Below are 19,783 nucleotides of genomic sequence, written 5' to 3' on the forward strand. Positions count from 1 at the left end.
ATAACGATATCCCTATAATTTATCTCTGGCAACCTTCATCTGATTTTAAAAAGCCTCTATCTATGTTCTTCCCTAATTCCGAAATAATTTTGATTGTTGATGATACACCGATTAACTTAGATGTTATTTCCGATGTACTGATTGATGCTGGATTTGAGGTAGCATTCGCTACTAATGGCAAAATGATGTTAGAGCAACTGCAATGGCAATTACCAGACCTGATCTTACTTGATGTTGAGATGCCGATTATGAACGGATTTGAAATCTGTCAAAAATTAAAAGAAATTGATGTCGTAAGGGAGATTCCAGTGATCTTCATGACGGCTCTAGCGGATGCTAAAAGTAAAGCTAAGGGATTTGAACTAGGAGCTGTCGATTACATTACTAAGCCGTTTCAAGAGGCTGAAGTACTGGCAAGAGTCGCAACCCATCTACAATTAAGACGTTTCACCAAAAGCCTAGAACAGCAAGTCGCTGAGCGCACATCTGGATTAGAACAAGCCAGTCAACAACTTGAGAAATATTCCCAAACCTTAGAACAAATGGTAGAAGATCGTACGCAGGAGCTCTCCAAAGCATTAGCGACTCTCCAAGCCACCCAATCCGAGCTGATTCATTCCGAAAAAATGGCTGTATTGGGACAACTCACCGCTAGTATTGCTCACGAGATCAACACGCCTCTAGCTGTAATTCGCGCTGCTACAGGCAATATCGCCACGGCAAGCAGTACCTCCCTTCAGCAATTGCCTCAACTCATGCAAAGTTTATCTCCCCAGCAACAGGAAGAATTTTTGAAATTGGTGAATACATCTCTTCAGCAGACTCAGACTTTATCTACTAAAGAAGAGCGGCATCTGCGGCGACAACTGCAAAGCGAACTAACAGCCCAAGGCATTGCTGAAGCAGATAGTATTGCGATGCAACTCAGTCAGATGCAATTGAGGGTAGATCTACATCTTTATCAATCCATTCTGCAAGCCCCGAACTGTTGCGACATTTTACAGGTGGCATATAAATTGTTAATGCAGCGACAAAGTACCCTTAGCATTCAGCAGGAAGTAGATCGCGCCGCTAAGATCGTGTTCGCGCTCAAAACTTATAGCCATCAAAGTCAAAATAACGAGAAGAGTTTTGTCCAAATTAGCGATGGGATTGAGATAGCTCTGACGCTCTATCAAAGTCGATTGAAACAGGGCATTGAAGTTATCCGCAAATACGACCCAGTACCCAATCTTTTTTGTGATCCAGATGAACTCACACAAGTGTGGGTAAATTTAATTGACAATGCCATCTACTCGATTGGACAGCAAGGCACTTTAGAGATTTCTATATCGCAGCAATCAAAATATGTAGTTGTAGAAATAACAGATTCTGGTAATGGCATTCCGATAGAGATGCAGGAAAAAATTTTCGAGCCGTTTGTGACAAGTAAACCGAGGGGGGAAGGTAGCGGTTTAGGATTAGATATTGTCCGACAGATCTTGCAAAAACACGATGGTGATATTCAAGTTAGAAGTCAGATCGGTCGAGCCACATTTTCGGTTATAATTCCTTTAACTGAAGACAGGGAGTCCTGATCCCCAATTAATCATACTCATGATTTAGATTAAAGAACTGCTGCATTTTTAATTACCTTATTTTATCAACTCCGACTTTAGAGATCCCTGATGAATAACCTCACTATTATTTGTGTTGACGATGAGCGTAATGTTCTTCTGATGCTTAGAAACCAGTTAATGCGTTTTTTCCCAGATTACAAAATTGAAATTGCAGAAAGTGGAGCTGAAGCATTAGAAGTTATTGAGGAGATTTTGTCTAATGGGTTTGATGTTGCTTTAGTAGTTGCTGATCAGATCATGCCAAAGATGAAAGGGGATGAGTTTTTGATCGAACTCCATACTCGATATCCTGAGATTCTCAAGGTGATGCTGACAGGTCAAGCCAATGTTGAAGATATTGGTAATGTAGTCAATCGAGGTAATCTCTATCGTTTTATATCTAAGCCATGGAACGAAACGGATTTGCAACTAACTGTATCGGAAGCCTTGCGGAAATTTCAGCAAGAGAAACAAATTATCAAGCATCAGTTAGCCCTAGAGCAAACTAATCTGGAGTTGATAGCGTTGAATAGGGATCTCGAAAGTGCTAATGTAGAACTCGCAAGGGTTTCCAAGCTCAAAGATGAGTTCCTCTCCATGATGAGCCATGAACTACGTACACCATTCACCTCTATCTTAGGGGTATCAGAATGTTTGCTTGATGAAGTTTATGGCACAATTAATCCGAGTCAAAAGAAAGCGATCGCCATTATCGAAAGTAGCAGTAATCATCTACTGAAATTGATTAATGATATTTTAGATATCTCAAAACTTATAGCAGGTATACTAAAGCTCAGTATCACATCTGTAGTGATTGCGGATTTGTGTGATTCAAGTATAGAGGCTGTGAAACAACAGGCTCTTAAAAAACAGATTCAAATTACGACAAACTTGGCTCCAGATATAAAATCTATTGAAGTTGATCCGCTACGGATGAGACAAGTATTGATCAACTTACTCGATAATGCGGTCAAATTTACCCCCAATGGCGGTAGGGTGAGTTTGGATGTTTTGAAAATTAACTCTTGGATTTGTTTCTCAATTACTGATTCTGGGCTTGGCATTGCCACTAGCGATCAAAGTAAGCTATTTCAGCCATTTGTTCAACTTGACAGTGGTCTCAACCGTAGCTACGAAGGGACAGGAATAGGACTTGCCATAGTGAAGCAAATCATCGAACTCCACAACGGTTATGTTGATTGCAGTAGTGAGATTGGTCAGGGCACTTGCTTTACTGTTCGCCTACCATCTATGTCTTGATATACTATCAATAATAATGTTGTGTGCTGAAGTAACAAACACAATTTTTATAAAAAGTTAATAAATTGCGATATTTTTTGTGATCAATCTTGCAATCTTTGGGCTTGATCGCACTAAAGAATATTTCTAAGCAATCCGATGCAAAGGGGTTGAGCTTTTACCCACACTTGATTGCAGTTCTACTGCGTAAGTCCTAAATTTATTAACTATCGTCAATTCTGACTTTGGAGACAAGCGATGAGCAACCCAACAATTCTTTGTGTTGACGATGAACGCAATGTTCTTTTTGCCCTTAGAACCCAATTAATGCGATACTTCCCTGACTTTGCGATTGAAATTGCCGAAAGTGCAGAAGAAGCTTTAGAGGTTGTTGAGGATATTCTAGACAACGGGCATGATCTGCCACTTGTGATTGCAGATCAAATTATGCCTAGCATGAAAGGCGATCAGTTTTTGATTAACCTGCACGATCGCCATCCTAAAATACTCAAAGTTATGCTAACAGGGCAAGCGCGTGCCGAAGATGTGGGCAATATTGTCAATCGTGGCAGTCTCTATCGGTTTATGTCAAAACCATGGAATGAGCAAGATCTCCAACTAACTGTATCTGAGGCTTTACGAAGTTATCAGCAAGATCGCACAATCGAGCAACAATACTTAGACCTCAAACAAGCTAAATGCGAATTAGAAGTGTTAAATACCAGTTTGGAAAAGCAGGTACAAGAACGCACCCTACAAATACAGATCAGCGAAGAACGATATCGAATAATTTCTGAAATTAGCCCCGTTGGGATTTTTTGCAACGATACTAAAGGCGTTTGCACATATGCAAATGCCAAAACCCTAGAAATTACTGGACTAACTTTAGATGAAAATTTAGGTGATGGCTGGGGTAAAAACTTACACCCTGACGATCGCGATTGGATGTATGCCGCTTGGAATAACTTTGTCGAACAGGTAAATCTAGGGAATGATCCTGAATATTGTCTTGAACATCGATATCTTTTTTCTGATGGTTCTGTTAAGTGGGGGATTGTTCAAGCCGTTCCCGAACGCAATATAAATGGTGATGTTGTTGGATTTGTCGGTTCATTATCTGATATTAGCGATCGCAAAAAAAATGAAGAAGCTCTAAGGCTCAGCGAAGCCAAACAGCGTGCTTTGATAGAAGCTTTACCTGATTTAGTTATGCGGGTTAACCGAGAAGGGATATATCTTGATTTCTACGCGACTAACGCTTTCAATGTGATTGGTAAAACTGGAGACTTTGTAGGTGATCATGTGAAAGACACCCTACCACCTGATTTGGGAGCAAGACGCATGCAAGCGATTCATAATGCTTTAGCAACCAAAGAAATGCAAGTCTATGAGCAGGAGATTATGGTTGGGGGCATCTTACAAATTGAAGAATTTCGGTTGGTAGCTTGTGGTGAAGATGAAACTCTGATCATAGGGCGGGATATCAGCGATCGCAAAATTGCTGAAAAAGCCTTACAGGAAAGTGAATCCCATAAAGCTGCCTTAATTAGAGCTTTGCCCGATCTACTCATGCGAATCCGTAAAGATGGAACCTATCTAGAATTCCATAGTACGGAGAGCTTTAAAATCTTTGGGAAGCCTGAAGACTTTGTTGGGTCTAATCTAAATAAGGATTTACCTCCTAATGTAGCTGAACAAAGAATGCAGATGATCAATGCGGCTCTTGAAACTGGGAGTATTCAACTTTACGATCAAGAGATATTGGTGGATGGCAAGACTCAAACCGAAGAAGTGAGAATTGTCCCTTATACAGAAGATGAAGTTTTGCTTTTAGTTAGAGATGTTAGCGATCGCAAGCAATCAGAATTAGCACTTCAAAGTTTGATGGAAGGTACTGCCTCGGTTACTGGCAAAGAATTTTTCCCAGAATTAGTTAAGCATATTGCGATCGCCCTTGATGTTTCCCACGTCCTCATTTCCAAGGTGTCTGGAGAAAACCTAGAAACTATGGCATGGTATGCCGACGATCAGGTTCAGCCTAATCTTACCTATCCAATTGCTCATACTCCCAGCGGAACAGCTTTTCAAGCTGGAATCTACAACTGTTCTTCTGGAGTAAAACAACTATTCCCTCTTGATGAGGATTTAGTAAAAATGGATGTAGATAATTATATAGGAATGGCATTACAAAATTCTGCGGGTGAAAAGATCGGGGTGATTTGTGTCCTAAATCGCGAACCATTAGCAAATCCAAAACGGGCGGAACTATTACTGCGTATCTTTGGAGCGAGGGCATCTGCCGAACTAGAGAGAATGCAGGTATTTGAAGATTTACAAATATTGAATACAGAGCTAGAGCAACGTGTACAAGAACGAACACAGGAGCTATTAAAAGCTCGTAACTTTTTAGAATCAATTATTGAAAATTTACCAGTGGCTCTATTCGTCAAAAATGGCAAAGAAGAAAGATTTGGCGAATTTTTGCTGTGGAATAATACTTGTGAAAGTCTGTTTGGTTTGACCAAAGAGCAAGCAATTGGTAGGGTGCTCTATGATATTTTCCCTAAAGAGCAATCTCATTTCTTTAATGAGAAAGATCGTTCATCATTTGCGCTCGGTAAAATTGAAGATATTCCTGAAGAACCAATTGACAGTTTGACTTTAGGTCGCAGAATTCTGCATACCGTTAAAGTGCCTATATTCGATGAGCATAGTAACCCTGATTATTTGATCTGCATTTCTGAGGATATTAGCGATCGCAAAACCGCAGAACTAGAACGCGATCAGCTTCTCCAAGAATTATCTCAACTAAATAAAAGCCTCGAACTCCGAGTCAAAGAACGAACTGCCGCACTTGTAAACGCCCAAGAGCGGATTATTGCTCAAGAAAAACTTGCCGCACTTGGTACGCTCACGGCTGGTATTGCCCATGAGCTGCGTAACCCACTTAACTTTGTTACAAACTACGCACTCGGCTCAATTGAACTCAGCCAAGAATTGCTGGAGACAATTCAGCCTTTGTTCCCTTCTTTAGATCTCGACACCTCAGATTTGGTCGAGTCATTGATCTCAGACCTCCAAGAAAATTCCACGACTATTCGCGCTCATAGTCGAAGAGCCGAAAATATCATCGCTAATATGATGCAACATGCCCGTACTGATGATGCAAAGATGATGCCGCATCCGACTCAAATTAATGATTTACTTGACCAATCCTTAAAACTGGCGTATCACAGTAAGAAAATGCAAGATAGTGACTTTAACATCACGATTCAGACTGACTATACTGCCGATTTAGATTTAGTAGATCTAGTTACTGGATCTATGAGTCGGGCTTTCATTAATCTCATTGATAATGCTTGTGATGCTATGCGTTACCAAAAGAATCTTTTAAACTTATCTAAAGATACAGAAAAATATCTGCCTACCCTCCACCTTTCGACGCGCAGTCTAGGCGATCGCGTCGAGATTCGGATTCGTGACAATGGTTGTGGCATTCCTCAAGATATCCAAGTAAAGATCTTAGATCCTTTCTTTACAACTAAACCGCCGGGAGAGGGTACTGGGCTAGGTCTTTCTCTCACTCACGATATAATTGTCAAGCAACATAAAGGCACTTTAGCTATTAATACTGATACTAGCCAATTTACTGAAATAATTGTTACGATACCTAACAGATATACTTGAAAAATTTAATATACTAACTGATGTTACATGGAATGTCTTCCTGCGGTAGCTTTTGTACTCGGCTGGCACTGGGGAGCAGCCCCAACGGATTTTATTTTTGGATAGGGGTCAATTCCCTCATGGTTGACCTACTTCGCGATTCAGCAAGAGGTTTATTATGTACGTTCCCCGTCCCATTAGTTACTAACCCAATATTAGAAAGATTTATATATATTGATATTCAGGATACCTACTCCAAAAAGTAACTATGAAAGAAGAGACAAATTTAGTACTAGTAGTTGATGATGAGTTTGAAATCCAACGTCTTTTTAAGCAAATATTTAGAAAAAGAATTCGGAATGGGGAGCTTAGTTTTCAGTTTGCTCAAAATGGATTAGAAGCACTAGAGATTCTACGGGAATCGAATTCGATTGACATGATCTTGACTGATATCCAGATGCCGAAGATGGATGGATTAACCTTGTTGACAAACTTAGCAGAGTTTGAGGGGCCTCTGAAAGCCGTGGTTATTTCCGCTTTTGGGGACATGAAGAACATTCGCGCAGCCATGAATCGTGGGGCTTTTGACTTTTTGATAAAGCCCATTGATTTTGAAGACTTAGAAATTACAATTAACAAAACGCTAGCATTTGTTCATGATTTGAGAGATCAAAAGCAAAAACTTCAATCAACTCTAGATCGACTCCATAGCTTAGTATTTTACGACCAACTGACTGGCTTAAGCAATCGCTATGGACTGCTGCAAAAAATCGCTCAAAGTATTGAATTAAAAAGAACGGAAGGCATTTCTTTCGCAGTATTAAAGCTAGATGTAGAACGCTATCCTATAATTAAGTCGGGTTTTGGACATAAGCTTAGCGATCGCCTCTTAGTTGAAATTGCTTATCGCTTGGGGAACTGGAATATTCCATCTAAAGTCGTCGCTCGATTGGAAAGTAATGAATTTGCGATATTGCTAAAGGATGTTAAAGATTTATCCACTATTAAAGATTATATTCAACAGCTTCATCAACTTTTCAATATTCCAGTTCAACTTGAGGAGATTACGATATCATCAAAAACGCATATAGGGGCGGTCACAAGCGACTTAGAAGATAAACAGCCAGAAGGCTTTTTGAGGGCGGCTGACACTGCCTTCGACTACGCAAGGCATGATCGAGAACGTACGATTTTCTTTAATGATAGTATGCAACGGAAGGCTATCCATCGATTGAACCTTGAAATTAATTTACAAGAAGCGATAGAATCCAAGCAAATACTAGTGCATTATCAGCCAATTTTTTCATTGCACAATGGGAAAATTATAAGCTTTGAAGCTTTGGCTCGGTGGCAGACTCCAAGTCAAAGATGGATCTCACCGCTAGAGTTCATTCCATTAGCAGAAGAAACAGGACTGATTGTTCCATTAGGTCGTGACCTCTTATCAGAAGCTTGTTCACAGCTTGGGCGATGGAAAGCTCAATTCCCTGATGTTTGTCCAGACAGCATTAGCGTTAATCTATCGAGCTTACAATTGATTGATCCATCGCTGTTAGAGGATATTGATCGCAGTCTAAGCTCCGCAGGCTTAACTGGAGAAAGCTTGAATTTAGAAATTACTGAGAGTGTGTTAATGAAAAACATCGATACTGCGATCGATGTTTTAGCCCAACTTCGGAAACGATCAATCGGTCTATCAATTGATGACTTTGGTACGGGCTATTCTTCTCTCTCTTATCTTCAATCTCTACCAATCACAGCCTTGAAAATTGATCGCTCTTTTATTAAAGAGATTGACACTAATTCAAATAGTTTGGAAATCACTTCAATGATTATTAACCTATCTAAACAGTTGAAACTAAAAGTAGTTGCCGAAGGCATAGACAAAGAATCACATACTAATGTTTTGAGATCGCTTTCCTGTGACTATGGGCAGGGATTTTTGTTCTCTCCACCAGTTGATGTAGCTGCCGCAACTAATCTGATAGCTGCTCAAGGTTTAAGGCTATAACGGTTTACCAATGAGGGTTTGCAAAGCAAACCCTTATACTAATTACCAAAAATATGACTACAATTTCGGTAATTACAGTACCCTTATCGTTTGCTATATTTTTCTACCGTTGTCAATAACTCCTTTTCCCCAAAGGGTTTGGTCAGATATTCAGTAGCTCCAACCATCCGCGCTTTGACGCGATCTATAAAGCCATCCTTTCCAGTGAGCATAATAATTGGAACCTTCGCAAACGCGCTGGACTTACGGAGCATTCCACATAACTCATATCCATCAATCTCTGGCATACTGATATCACACAAAATCAGATCAGGATTATGTTGAAAAATTAAGCTTAAAGCTTTAATAGGGCTAGATACTGCCATAACTTGGAAGCCGTTATTATGCAGAATATATTCAACAGCACGACAAATTGTCACACTGTCATCAACGCATAAAATTCTGGGTGATTTTACTTTTACTTGCGGCGGTACACTCATAGCTAATGGAGTAATTGCAACTTGCCCAAAGGAGATTGCATCGTATATCAATTTACCTATTTGGCTAATATCTCGTTCTGTATATCGCGATAACTGACGGATTGTCGTTTTGCCATCAATCCAAGTATTCAAAAGCGGTAAAGCTTCCTGAGTAAGCAATATGGGACATTGATCGATCGATTGTAAAACTGGATAAAATCTCTTCCATTGCTGAAGCTGTTGGGAATATCCAGAAGCAATCTGTGAAAACTTGAATTTTGTTAACTTTGGCGTAAGTGCTGCGCTAATTTCAAAAACAAATGTGCCTTGATAGAGACCAATAATGTCAAACAGCACCTCTCTGATTGTGCTTTCGAGTATCGATTTAGCCTGATCAGGTGTGAGGATTTTGGCTTCAAGGAGCGCCCAAATTTGACCATACTCTAAAACATTAATCCCCAGCTTTGAGCTAGATAAATGATCCAGCGCATGATCTAAACCTAATCCATGCAAATAATCGCGCAAACGAGTCAAGTTACTATCAGTGTCGGTAGCGTAGATCAATTCTCCGTTATCAAAAAATAAAAACCAGAATTGCCCTGTGTTTGATTCAATCAACAACTCTCCAGTTCGTTGCCCAAACTCGATTAGGTGGATAATTGTATGTACGTCAATTTCTCTGAGCGTGCCTTGCATGAGGTGTTACAAATTTGAGTTTTGTCTTTAATATGTAGAAAGATTTGTCCACATTACCAGAATTTCTTTTGTTATAGCTGTCGCCAAGTGTATCAGGATATAAAACCCAAAAGAGAGTTGCGGAGCTAAACGCCGCAACTCTCTTTTGGGTTTTGATTTTGTCCTAACATGACTGGCAATACATATACCTTGATTTTACAGCGCTTTGCGCTTAAACCTGAATCAATAAAAATTTAAAAGTCTTGCTTTACAAGAATTTTAAATTTTTTATGTTCGTTTGCTCGAAAATTGCTCTAAGGCATTTTAGTAGCAATTCCTATTATAAAAATCATAAAAAAGATTGCTTGGTGCTCTTTTTTATAAAGGTGGTATACGAGCAATTACGCCACTTTTCAGCGGTTCGGGGCGTTCTTTCCATGACAGCATTCCATCAGAGCGATCGCAATATATTTCTGCGCAGGACAAAATAGCTGATGCAGTTGTCGGCATATTTTCAACATCACTGGGCAAGTCCCCAAATAAGTAGGAATATTTACCTTCGGAAGCAAAGGTAACAACACAGGCATGGCTACAAGCGCTCATGCAGGAAACAGCACGAATCTCAAACTGCGATCGCGATTCCCAACTTTGATGTAATTGAGAAAGCTCTTTTAGTAATTTTTCACCACCACTAACACCTACCTTTTTGCCATTTTGCCAAGTGCTGGCACAGGTAGTACAAACTAATAAACTGTGGGTCATTCGTATCTCAATAAAAACAGTTATAGCTATATAAAACCCATTCATAGAGTTGCGGCGCAAAGCGCCGCAACTCTATGAATGGGTTTTATGTTTGATTATTTATCGCCGCTAGGTGATGAGTTGTATAAAGCATCAAGTCTTGAACGAGCATCATCAACGTTAATTGATTTAATTACCATTAATGGTTCATCGATATATTTGCCATCCTTATCCCATAATTCAGGATGGGCATATTGAGGAGCTACTCGACGACTACGATTGTCTTGATAGCCTCTTGAATCATTTTGGGAAAGTGCAATCATGCTACGAATGAGATTACTGATCGCGAAGATGGAGAGGATCGTAAATGCGAGTATATAAAGGATCTGTACCATGTCTACTTTCCTTGAAAATATGTAAATTACGTGAATTAATGTTTAAAGTGAAAAATCAGGGACTAAAATTAAAATCAAAGTTAAAGTTTTAAATTACTTGATTACGATAGTAGCGCATCCCTACGGCTTGACACTCCATAAGTAGCTGATGCCAAGGTCTCATCGTTGTCATGTCTACGCCAACTTGATGTCCTGTAACGCTAAACAAGGCTTTTGCCGCCGCAACTTCTTTGAGCGCATTCTCAACCCGTTCTAGTAGATTTTGCTGATCTGATTCTTCTATGAAGTTTAAGCGCTCATTGGCGAGTAATTTCTGAGAGCGGTTAAACCAATATGTGAAATCTTCTAGTAATGGTTCTAGAAGTTGTCTGAGCATTTCAGGATCAGGACTAGCGGTATTACTCATGGGCGGAACTCCAGCATCAAACTTGATGCTGTATATAGTGTGTTAAAAGCAATATTTTTTTATACATAGTATTATAGCATTTCGTTACTTTTCTTAATATTAAACAAATGTTATGTCTTTAGAACCAACTGTTAATTCTTCGGCTAACTTGATCGCAATGCAGCATTTAATCGATGTGGTGGCAAAGTTGCGATCGCCAGATGGTGGCTGTCCTTGGGATTTAAAGCAAACACCCGAAAGTTTGATCCCCTATGTGATTGAGGAAGCCTATGAGGTAGTGGATGCAATCCAGAGTGGTGATAGTAAGGCGATCGCAGAAGAGTTGGGGGATCTGCTAATGCAAGTGGTTTTGCAGTCGCAAATAGCTAGTGAAACTAATCAATTTGCGATCGCAGAAGTTGCAGAAGGGATCGCTCAAAAGCTGATCCGCCGACATCCCCATGTATTTGGTGATGTTAAGACTGAAAATATGGATGAAATTCATCAAAACTGGGAGAGAATTAAGGCTGAAGAAAAGGGTGAAGACTTAGCGACGACCCAAAGACTGAGCTACAAACTCAAACGCTATGCGCGATCGCTGCCGCCCTTAACGGCTGGCATGAAAATATCTCAAAAAGCTGCTGCGAATGGTTTTGAGTGGGAAAATGCCGATGGTGTCTGGGCGAAATTTCATGAGGAGTTGGATGAACTGCGTCATGCTCTAGAGCACGAATCAAAGGAAAATCAACAGGCGGAGCTAGGAGATTTACTATTCACCTTAATTAATGTGGCGCGTTGGTATGATCTCGATCCATCGGGGGCTCTGCAATCAACCAACCATAAATTTATTCAGCGCCTTGAGGTGATTGAGACCTTAAGCGATCGCCCAATTGATAGCTTCACTGCCGAGGAGCTAGACAATCTCTGGAAACAGGCAAAAGAGAAACTCAAATAAAAAAAGCCTCGCTAAGCGAGGCTTTTTTTATTTGTCAGCAGGAGCATTTGGAGGCAGAAAACGAGAATCAGAAATTTCGATCAACTTATCGATTGATGTTTCGGCTAAAAGTTTGCGAGCTTTAGCTAGATATTCTAAGTTGGGGCATTGATCTCCGAGAACACAGCCATTGGTGCATTCTTCTTGGCAATTGACTTGGCGAGGCATGAGTTTTGGAGTAGTTTGTAAACTAAAATTCAAGGTTACTACAATGTTATCGAAAAATAAAAAAGCAGCGCCTAACGCTGCTTTTTTATTTTTAATATGCGGTCAGAGAGACTCGAACTCTCACAGCTTTCGCCACCACCACCTCAAGATGGCGTGTCTACCATTCCACCATGACCGCAATTGCTTTTTTAGTGCTTAACTATATTACAGCAATAGTGCAAACATGCAATAGATTTTGAATATATAAAAACCAAAAACCTGTACCGCCCGCGCAGCGGGCGGTACAGGTTTTTGGTTTTTATACTTGATTTTTAAAAAATCCAATATGCTATTTTGATCGTAAATTGCTGTAAATAACAAAACACAAAGCCTCAAACTTTAATGTCTGAATCATCTCTAGAATCATTGCAACATGAACAGATCCAAAAACGATCGCCTAAGCGTTGGGTTCGCCCTGTCACGATCGCAGGGATTGTAATCGCCAGTTTTTACAGTTCTGTTTGTGCTGTACTGTGGTTTGGGCAAACGAGGTTAGTCTTTTCACCAGTTAAGGAAATTACGACTACACCTGCTGAGTTTAATGCCACGTATGAGGATGTCTTGATTCCTGTCCAGAATGTAGATGGAAAAACTGAAAATATTCATGGCTGGTGGTTACCCAATGCTAAGCAAGAAGCAAAAAGTAATTTCGGCGATTCTAAAGTTATCTTGTATTTGCATGGCAAGGGTAAAAATATTAGTGCAAATGCAAAACATGCTAATCGCTTAATGCGGATGGGTTTCTCAGTTCTAGTAATTGACTATCGCGGCTATGGCAGAAGTGAAGGCGCATTCCCTACAGAATCATCGGTTTACACAGATGCTCAGACAGCTTGGGATTATCTAATCCAAAAAGGCTATAAACCAAATCAGATTATGATTTATGGGCATTCTTTAGGTGGTGCGATCGCGATCGATCTTGCTGCGAAGCATCCCGATGCATGGGGAATGATTGTCGATGCTTCATTCACTTCGATGAGTGACATGGCTCAACTCGATCCTAAATATCGCATTTTTCCGATTGATTTGTTAATTCATCAACGTTTTGATTCGATCACTAAGGTGCGATCGCTAGCAGTGCCTGTGCTTTATATTCATGGAACTGCTGATGATCTTATCCCCTCAGCCATGTCTCAGCGATTGTATGAAGCAACATCGACAAAAAAACAAATCGTTCTCATTCCCAATGCTGGGCACAATAACACCGCCTCTACTAATGAACCACTATATCTAAACTCCATTCGCAGTTTTTTTAAGCTATAGCAAGTAATTTTATTTGTGTAAGCACTAGATAATGATTTAAGAGAAACAGGAAGGCGCGAAGCGCCTTCCTGTTTCTCTATTCTGCTAGTTTGTCAGCAATCAATTTATTGGTTGATTGTGGTTCAGCTCGTCCTTGGGTTTTCTTCATGGTTTGACCGACAAAGAATCCTAAGAGCTTAGTTTTACCAGCCTTGTACTGTTCCACTTCCTTAGGATTAGCTGCAATAATCTCATCAATGATTTTCTCAAGTTCCGCACCAGCGAGGACAGTTAACCCTTTAGATGCAACTAAATCCTTAACAGATCCGCCTTTGAGGATGAGCTCAGGCAAGATATCTTTAGCGATTTTGCTGCTGATTGTTCCATCGGTGATTAGTCTGATCATCTCCCCTAAAACTGTAGGAGTGAGTGCAATATCAGCAATCTTGAGCTTGTTCTCATTGAGATAGGCTGTAACGTCACCCATTACCCAATTAAAGACTTGCTTTGGTTCCGCACCAGTGAGAATCGTGGCATCAAAGAATTCGGCAATGCTGCGATCGTCGGCAATCAGAGCCGCATCGTAGGGAGTCAGCCCAAATTCATCGCGGTAACGTTGACGGTGGGCGGATGGTAGTGTGGGAAGTTCTGAACGATATTGCGCTAACGTAGTCAGTGGAACTTCGATCGCCATCAGGTCAGGTTCTGGGAAATAGCGATAGTCGCTCGCACCTTCTTTGGAACGCATACTGATTGTGCGTTGAGTGTTTTCTTCCCACAGGCGAGTTTCTTGTTTGATGACTTCACTACCAGTTTCGATCGCATTCACTTGGCGATTAATTTCAAAATCAATTGCTCTTTGAATCGCATTGAAGGAGTTCATATTTTTGATTTCCACTTTCGTGCCGAACTTCTCACGCCCAACAGGACGGACAGAGATATTCACATCACAACGTAGTGATCCTTCTTGCATGTTGCCATCGCAAACACCGAGATAGCGCATAATTCGCCTTAGTTCTTGAGCGTAGGCAGCCGCCTCTGCACCCGATCGCATATCTGGTTCAGAGACGATTTCACATAAAGCCACACCTGTACGATTGAAATCTACTAGTGAGTGACTAGAACCTGAAAGGCGATCGCTACCTGCATGTACCAATTTGCCTGCATCTTCTTCCATATGCAATCGGGTAATACCAATCCGCTTGGTGCTACCATCTTCTAGTTGGATTTCTAGCCAACCATGCTCTGCGATCGGCAGATCGTATTGTGAAACTTGATAGTTTTTGGGAAGGTCGGGATAAAAATATTGTTTGCGATCGAATTTACTGTGGGGAGCAATTTGGCAATTGAGGGCTAGCCCAGCTTTGACTGCATATTCCAACACTTTTTCGTTAAGAACAGGTAATACCCCTGGCATACCCAGACAGACAGGACAAACATTCGTATTTGGTGGCGCACCAAACTGGGTTGAACAGTTGCAAAAGATTTTTGAGTTTGTGGTCAACTGGCAGTGGGTTTCTAAACCAATTACGGCTTCGTATTGTGTCTTAGTAGGGGCGGTTGCAGTCATAACGTATGCGTTTAGGCGAAGTATTTGGAGAGATAAATAGCGACCTAGCTTGCTAAGTCACTATTTATCAAATCTATTATAAATCCTAGCATTACGATTTGGCATTTAATCTATCTTCCTGATAAAAACAGATAAAGAATTAGTGTAGCTAAAGCCAAAAAGAAGTAAATTAATGTTAGAACTACAGCAACTGTTACGAACAGAAGAAAAAGTGGATTCGTCAGAGACATGGCTTGAAATGTCAACGCTAAAAGTTCTTTAGAGTTATTCATTAGAGACTTTGCCTCTTGCAACTTCTTGGCTAGGACAAACCAATCTTTTAACCTCTTGCCGATCGCAAATATAAATCGTGTCTTCTGCCTAGGCAAAGATTTGCTTGAATCCTTTCCTGATCTGTCTTGAGAGTGGGCTAACACTTTATCATGAGCTTCGCCTAGTTCTGAGAAAGTGTTTTTACTTGTTTGGAAAAAATTATTGATTTTTTCAGGTAAGCCGATAACTTCCTTCAGAGTTAAGTACAGATTTCTAAGGACGTAAGAAGGTAAGCAAATAAATAGTGTAACGGTAATATTCCATGCGATATTGACATTAAATCTCTGCCAGAGAAAGAAAGCTAGCCAAGCAGCAGATCCAATATTAATCATCAATAAGACAACAATACTATTGATGGATTGAGCGGCAATTTTTACAGGAAGGTGAAGAGATTCGAGCAATATGTCTTTAAACTTGTTCAGTTGTAATTTCTTATCTGGTTGGTTCATTTATTTACTTATGAATTTACTTATTTAGTGTTGTAGGCTTGGCTAGACAGCATTTCGGCATAGGGCGTTTCATGTAAATGGGCCTTGCCGACGGAGCCAAAGAGATTGAGTTTCTCGATGATCACTTCTTGCATCGCTGCGATCGCCTCACCCGCAATCTCCAGTAAATCCTTAGGACTATCGCCACATATTTCTAACTTTAGTGCTTGCATATAAGCTTGACGCACTTCTGTATTTACATTAAATTTACAGACTCCCAATTGAATTGATTGCTGGATCATTTCTGCTGGTAAACCTGATGCACCATGTAAAACCAAAGGAATATCAACAAGGCTCCGAATTTTTTCGAGACGCGCAAAATCTAGGCGGGGTGGGCTTTTATATTCACCATGTACATTGCCGATCGTGACTGCGATCGCATCAACTTTGGTTAAATTCACAAACTCAAAGGCTTGAATCGGATCGGTCATTTTCGTTTCTTTCTCTGCGATCGTTAGACCATCTTCAGTTCCACTAATTCTACCAATTTCTGCTTCCACAACTGCATGGAACTTATGGGAGAGGGTCGTCATATCTCTTGTAAATTCCAAATTCTTGTCATAAGGCATGGGAGAGCCATCTGCCATGATCGATCGCACTCCTGCATCTAGGGCTAAGCGAATATCACTAGTGGAAGTACTGTGATCAAGATGAATAGAGATTGGGACATTCGCCGATTTTGCGGCTTCGATACACATTTTCACTAGAGGGAGTTTGCCATAGATGAGAGCGCTAGGATGTAATTGCAGCATCGCAGGACTACGACTGACTTCGGCAGCATTTACTACGGCTTTTACGCCTTCTAAGTTATAGATATTAAACGCGCCGATCGCATAGGCATTACGTCGTGCGGTTTCTAGAAGTTCCTTAGTCGAACTCAACATGGTGACATTTGATGAAAAATTTATGCAATACAATCATATACATTTTGGGTATATAGCAATGCAAATTTTGCTTACAGTCCTTTGCCCTGAAACCCGAACCAATAAAATTGTTAAAAGTGTTGCAAAGCAACACTTTTAACAATTTTATTGGTTCGGGTTTGTTTGATTGGAAATTGCTGTAGATTTCCAAATGATTCATGTCGATTAGATGGGGCTTTGACTTCACGCAGCTAGCACATATGGCTATAGCCAGATAAATTAGAACAAAAAAACAAAACCAAAAGAGAGTTGTGGCGCTCCGCGCCACAACTCTCTTTTGGTTTTCACCTGCCTACAGGCAACTCAACCGTAAAACAACTACCTAATCCGACCTTGCTATTGACGCTCACCTTCCCACCGTGAGATTCGACAATTTGTTTAACGATTGCTAGCCCCAATCCAGCTCCTTCATATTGGCGATTGAGATTACCGTCGAGTTGAACAAATGGCAGAAATAGTTTGTCAAGACTTTCTGGAGCAATGCCAATACCTGTATCCCACACTGAAATCCGAACCCAAGATTTATTGGGAGCATTTGCGGTCAAGGCAATTTGACCAGATTTAGGCGTAAATTTGATGGCGTTATTAAGTAGATGAATTAGTACTTGACGCATCCGCCTTTCGTCTAGAAATATTTCTGGCAAATTATCATTAATATTCAGCTTAAGTTGAATATTCTTATTCAAAGCTTGGTATTTAACAAAATCTAGACTAGCTTGACAAAGCTTTGCAATCGAAGTTGATGTCTGATGCAATTCTAAATTGCCAACTTCGATCTTAGAGAAATCAAGAATATTCTCAATCAACTCTAATAGATGTTCTCCACTACTCTCAATAATTTTTAAAGCTTGCATCTGTTCATCATTAAGAATCCCATATCCACATATAGGTTCTTGTAAAATTTCTGTCAATCCTAAGATGGCATTGAGAGGTGTGCGGAGCTCATGACTGATAGTAGAGAGAAATTCATCTTTGAGTCTGATCGCTTTAAGCAAATCTTGATTAACAACTGATAAGATGTCATTTGACTCATTGAGCTTTGATTCTGCTTGCTTGCGATGTCTAATTGCGTCGGCAAGAGCAATGCGATCGCTGATATCTCGTGAAATCCCCTGTACTGAGACTGCTTTTCCTAGGGAATTGCGTCGTGGAGTCATATTACAAGACATCCAGACATAGCTGCCATCTTTTTGGAGATGACGAAATTCAACAGGTAAATCCCCTTTTATATTTGATTTCAATGTCTGCTCAATACTATCTTTAAAACGCTGTAGATCAGCAGCATGAACAAGCTTGACCATACTTTCCCCCAGCCATTCAGTATGTTCCCAGCCAAATAGCTCTTTAAATTGAGGAGATAGATAGGTGAGTTTGCCTTCTAAGTCAATTGACCAAATTAAATCATCTGAGCATTCTACTAAAAGATGGAAATTTTCTTTGCTCTCTAATATTAATTGTTCAGAATAATTTTGTAGGTTAAGAGAATCAGAGGATGAGTTAATTAGCTGCTCTCGCTGCAATAGATGATCAAGCGATCGCATCAACCTTTTAGGAGTTAAGAATTCTTTAACAAGATAATCTTGGATACCACTTTTAGTTGCTTGATCTGCAATACTTTCTTCTGCTTGTTTAACTAGCAAAAGTATGGGCAACAATGTCATTTGTTCCTGTTGCTTTATCCAATTGAGAAATTCTAATCCACTGTCATCAGTGAGTGGTAAACCGAGCAAAATGATTTGTGGTTTTATCTCTTCACATAGCTCTTTTGCCTTTTCTATAGTGTTTGCTTCTATGCTTCTATAGCTATTAGAGATATCACTAGTTAGAAAATCAATATATCTAGTACGATGTATTTCCGAATCATCAATTATCAAAATTGTTGTGCTCATAAAATTTAGATAATGAGGCTTAGATAGAATTTATTGAACAGAATTTGAAGGTGGACACAGAAATACATCTCAAACTCTGGTGAAGTTTTTAAGGATTACTTAAAAACGACTTTATAAACTTATCTTACCCTAGAGCACTTAAATAGTTGTCCTAGGGTAAAATATCGGATTCAAGTCGTTTTTGCATAAGTTCAAAATGATTTGGGCTTAAAAAACCACAAAGTTATTCGTTCTATTACAAATATTTCTCTAGGCTATCTCTGTAATTTTCATAGGTTTTGACACCAACTAGAGTCTCTACTATTTCACCATCTTTAAAAAATAGAACAGCAGGAATGCTCTTCAACCCAAATTGTTTTGCTAAGGGTTTATGAGCATCAATATCTAGTTTCATGATCTTGGCGCGATCGCTATAATTTTCAGACAACTGATCAATGAATGGAGCGATTACTTTGCAAGGCCCACACCAAGTTGCAGTGCAGTCCACAACTAAAAAAGATGTGCTTGTGCGAAGATCTTCAAATTCAGCTTGATCTTGAATAAAAGCGGCAGTATTCATGTTTACTCTAATTAAAAGATAAATGTACTAGGGTGAATAGTTATTATCACAGAAACTGGTGTAAAGTCTGCACAATGAGAAGTTATATCAATTTTTACAACAATATCAGAATTGCTTGGTTTACAGTAAAATAAGCAAATGGGTTAATTGATAAGAAGGATAATCTAATGCTTCTATTCTGCCTATCCAATCGAGATTAATTTGACCATGCAATTCGATACTCCTCTCGATTTTGCCATAAAAACTAGTTCTCAATCAAAATCTTTGCCAACCAGAACTATTAGTCAATCTCACAGCCAATGCTCATTGCTATATCGCGCTTATACAACGGTTAAATATCTATTGGATGATCTAGGTTTATCTAAGGAAGAACAGCGATCGCATCTCAAATCAGTTCTTGAAGATCTTCAGGCTTTCTGGAATTGAACTTT

General features: G+C 39.9%; 17 protein-coding genes and 1 tRNA gene. 7 read left to right on the forward strand and 11 right to left on the reverse strand.

Annotated features, from left to right (window positions below; translation table 11 throughout):
- Positions 1 to 62 precede the first annotated feature (62 nt).
- From CQ839_RS11070 to CQ839_RS11085, 4 genes are all read left to right on the forward strand, one after another.
- Positions 63 to 1,577, forward strand: coding sequence for a response regulator (locus CQ839_RS11070; protein WP_103668340.1), 1,515 nt, complete (start codon positions 63 to 65; stop codon positions 1,575 to 1,577).
- A 90-nt stretch (positions 1,578 to 1,667) separates the two neighbouring features.
- On the forward strand, positions 1,668 to 2,858 hold the full coding sequence (locus CQ839_RS11075; protein WP_103668341.1) for a hybrid sensor histidine kinase/response regulator: 1,191 nt from the start codon (positions 1,668 to 1,670) through the stop codon (positions 2,856 to 2,858).
- Between the two features lie 237 nt (positions 2,859 to 3,095).
- Entirely contained in the window at positions 3,096 to 6,524 is a 3,429-nt protein-coding gene (locus CQ839_RS11080) for a PAS domain S-box protein (protein WP_103668342.1), read from the forward strand.
- A gap of 247 nt (positions 6,525 to 6,771) precedes the next feature.
- Positions 6,772 to 8,514 (forward strand): bifunctional diguanylate cyclase/phosphodiesterase, encoded by a 1,743-nt coding sequence (locus CQ839_RS11085; RefSeq protein ID WP_103668343.1) that lies wholly within the window; start codon positions 6,772 to 6,774, stop codon positions 8,512 to 8,514.
- An 83-nt stretch (positions 8,515 to 8,597) separates the two neighbouring features.
- Here CQ839_RS11085 and CQ839_RS11090 read toward each other — a convergent pair whose 3' ends face one another.
- The 4 genes from CQ839_RS11090 to CQ839_RS11105 form a co-directional block, all read right to left on the reverse strand.
- Entirely contained in the window at positions 8,598 to 9,668 is a 1,071-nt protein-coding gene (locus tag CQ839_RS11090; RefSeq protein ID WP_103668344.1) for a response regulator, read from the reverse strand.
- A 357-nt stretch (positions 9,669 to 10,025) separates the two neighbouring features.
- Positions 10,026 to 10,409, reverse strand: coding sequence for a DUF1636 domain-containing protein (locus CQ839_RS11095; protein ID WP_103668345.1), 384 nt, complete (start codon positions 10,407 to 10,409; stop codon positions 10,026 to 10,028).
- Positions 10,410 to 10,504: 95 nt separating this feature from the next.
- Complete coding sequence (locus tag CQ839_RS11100; protein ID WP_103668346.1) at positions 10,505 to 10,783, reverse strand: DUF2973 domain-containing protein; 279 nt, start codon at positions 10,781 to 10,783, stop codon at positions 10,505 to 10,507.
- A gap of 88 nt (positions 10,784 to 10,871) precedes the next feature.
- The gene (locus CQ839_RS11105; RefSeq protein WP_103668347.1) at positions 10,872 to 11,189 is read right to left on the reverse strand and encodes a DUF2605 domain-containing protein; all 318 of its coding nucleotides are present in this window, start codon (positions 11,187 to 11,189) and stop codon (positions 10,872 to 10,874) included.
- Positions 11,190 to 11,301: 112 nt separating this feature from the next.
- Here CQ839_RS11105 and mazG point away from each other — a divergent pair, with 112 nt between their 5' ends.
- A complete protein-coding gene (mazG, locus tag CQ839_RS11110; protein WP_103668348.1) occupies positions 11,302 to 12,123 on the forward strand; it encodes a nucleoside triphosphate pyrophosphohydrolase in 822 nt (273 codons plus the stop codon).
- A gap of 27 nt (positions 12,124 to 12,150) precedes the next feature.
- Here mazG and CQ839_RS11115 read toward each other — a convergent pair whose 3' ends face one another.
- Both CQ839_RS11115 and CQ839_RS11120 read right to left on the reverse strand, forming a co-directional pair.
- A complete protein-coding gene (locus tag CQ839_RS11115; protein WP_103668349.1) occupies positions 12,151 to 12,330 on the reverse strand; it encodes a hypothetical protein in 180 nt (59 codons plus the stop codon).
- 97 nt (positions 12,331 to 12,427) lie between these two features.
- Positions 12,428 to 12,508, reverse strand: a tRNA-Leu gene (locus CQ839_RS11120).
- 203 nt (positions 12,509 to 12,711) lie between these two features.
- On the opposite strand from CQ839_RS11120, the gene CQ839_RS11125 reads away from it, so the two are divergent.
- Complete coding sequence (locus CQ839_RS11125) at positions 12,712 to 13,632, forward strand: alpha/beta hydrolase (RefSeq protein WP_103668350.1); 921 nt, start codon at positions 12,712 to 12,714, stop codon at positions 13,630 to 13,632.
- Between the two features lie 76 nt (positions 13,633 to 13,708).
- On the opposite strand, the gene gatB is transcribed toward CQ839_RS11125, so the two are convergent.
- The 5 genes from gatB to CQ839_RS11150 form a co-directional block, all read right to left on the reverse strand.
- A complete protein-coding gene (gene gatB, locus CQ839_RS11130) occupies positions 13,709 to 15,181 on the reverse strand; it encodes an Asp-tRNA(Asn)/Glu-tRNA(Gln) amidotransferase subunit GatB (RefSeq protein WP_103668351.1) in 1,473 nt (490 codons plus the stop codon).
- Between the two features lie 110 nt (positions 15,182 to 15,291).
- Positions 15,292 to 15,942 carry a hypothetical protein gene (locus tag CQ839_RS11135; protein ID WP_103668352.1) on the reverse strand — a complete coding sequence of 217 codons (651 nt, stop codon included), beginning with the start codon at positions 15,940 to 15,942 and terminating at the stop codon, positions 15,292 to 15,294.
- Positions 15,943 to 15,962: 20 nt separating this feature from the next.
- Complete coding sequence (locus tag CQ839_RS11140) at positions 15,963 to 16,865, reverse strand: class II fructose-bisphosphate aldolase (RefSeq protein WP_103668353.1); 903 nt, start codon at positions 16,863 to 16,865, stop codon at positions 15,963 to 15,965.
- Positions 16,866 to 17,188: 323 nt separating this feature from the next.
- Positions 17,189 to 18,793, reverse strand: coding sequence for an ATP-binding protein (locus CQ839_RS11145; protein WP_103668354.1), 1,605 nt, complete (start codon positions 18,791 to 18,793; stop codon positions 17,189 to 17,191).
- Between the two features lie 235 nt (positions 18,794 to 19,028).
- The gene (locus tag CQ839_RS11150) at positions 19,029 to 19,352 is read right to left on the reverse strand and encodes a co-chaperone YbbN (protein ID WP_103668355.1); all 324 of its coding nucleotides are present in this window, start codon (positions 19,350 to 19,352) and stop codon (positions 19,029 to 19,031) included.
- A 207-nt stretch (positions 19,353 to 19,559) separates the two neighbouring features.
- Between CQ839_RS11150 and CQ839_RS11155 the strand changes: the two genes are divergently transcribed.
- A complete protein-coding gene (locus CQ839_RS11155; protein ID WP_103668356.1) occupies positions 19,560 to 19,778 on the forward strand; it encodes a hypothetical protein in 219 nt (72 codons plus the stop codon).
- Positions 19,779 to 19,783 lie beyond the last annotated feature (5 nt).

Origin of the sequence: Pseudanabaena sp. BC1403, from assembly GCF_002914585.1 — a bacterium.
Lineage (GTDB): Bacteria > Cyanobacteriota > Cyanobacteriia > Pseudanabaenales > Pseudanabaenaceae > Pseudanabaena.

Coding starts and splice junctions, on each gene's coding strand:
- CQ839_RS11070 (WP_103668340.1), top strand. CDS start 63: ATGTTCTTCCCTAATTCCGAAATAATTTTGATTGTTGATGATACACCG.
- CQ839_RS11075 (WP_103668341.1), top strand. CDS start 1,668: ATGAATAACCTCACTATTATTTGTGTTGACGATGAGCGTAATGTTCTT.
- CQ839_RS11080 (WP_103668342.1), top strand. CDS start 3,096: ATGAGCAACCCAACAATTCTTTGTGTTGACGATGAACGCAATGTTCTT.
- CQ839_RS11085 (WP_103668343.1), top strand. CDS start 6,772: ATGAAAGAAGAGACAAATTTAGTACTAGTAGTTGATGATGAGTTTGAA.
- CQ839_RS11090 (WP_103668344.1), bottom strand. CDS start 9,668: ATGCAAGGCACGCTCAGAGAAATTGACGTACATACAATTATCCACCTA.
- CQ839_RS11095 (WP_103668345.1), bottom strand. CDS start 10,409: ATGACCCACAGTTTATTAGTTTGTACTACCTGTGCCAGCACTTGGCAA.
- CQ839_RS11100 (WP_103668346.1), bottom strand. CDS start 10,783: ATGGTACAGATCCTTTATATACTCGCATTTACGATCCTCTCCATCTTC.
- CQ839_RS11105 (WP_103668347.1), bottom strand. CDS start 11,189: ATGAGTAATACCGCTAGTCCTGATCCTGAAATGCTCAGACAACTTCTA.
- mazG (WP_103668348.1), top strand. CDS start 11,302: ATGTCTTTAGAACCAACTGTTAATTCTTCGGCTAACTTGATCGCAATG.
- CQ839_RS11115 (WP_103668349.1), bottom strand. CDS start 12,330: ATGCCTCGCCAAGTCAATTGCCAAGAAGAATGCACCAATGGCTGTGTT.
- CQ839_RS11125 (WP_103668350.1), top strand. CDS start 12,712: ATGTCTGAATCATCTCTAGAATCATTGCAACATGAACAGATCCAAAAA.
- gatB (WP_103668351.1), bottom strand. CDS start 15,181: ATGACTGCAACCGCCCCTACTAAGACACAATACGAAGCCGTAATTGGT.
- CQ839_RS11135 (WP_103668352.1), bottom strand. CDS start 15,942: ATGAACCAACCAGATAAGAAATTACAACTGAACAAGTTTAAAGACATA.
- CQ839_RS11140 (WP_103668353.1), bottom strand. CDS start 16,865: ATGTTGAGTTCGACTAAGGAACTTCTAGAAACCGCACGACGTAATGCC.
- CQ839_RS11145 (WP_103668354.1), bottom strand. CDS start 18,793: ATGAGCACAACAATTTTGATAATTGATGATTCGGAAATACATCGTACT.
- CQ839_RS11150 (WP_103668355.1), bottom strand. CDS start 19,352: ATGAATACTGCCGCTTTTATTCAAGATCAAGCTGAATTTGAAGATCTT.
- CQ839_RS11155 (WP_103668356.1), top strand. CDS start 19,560: ATGCAATTCGATACTCCTCTCGATTTTGCCATAAAAACTAGTTCTCAA.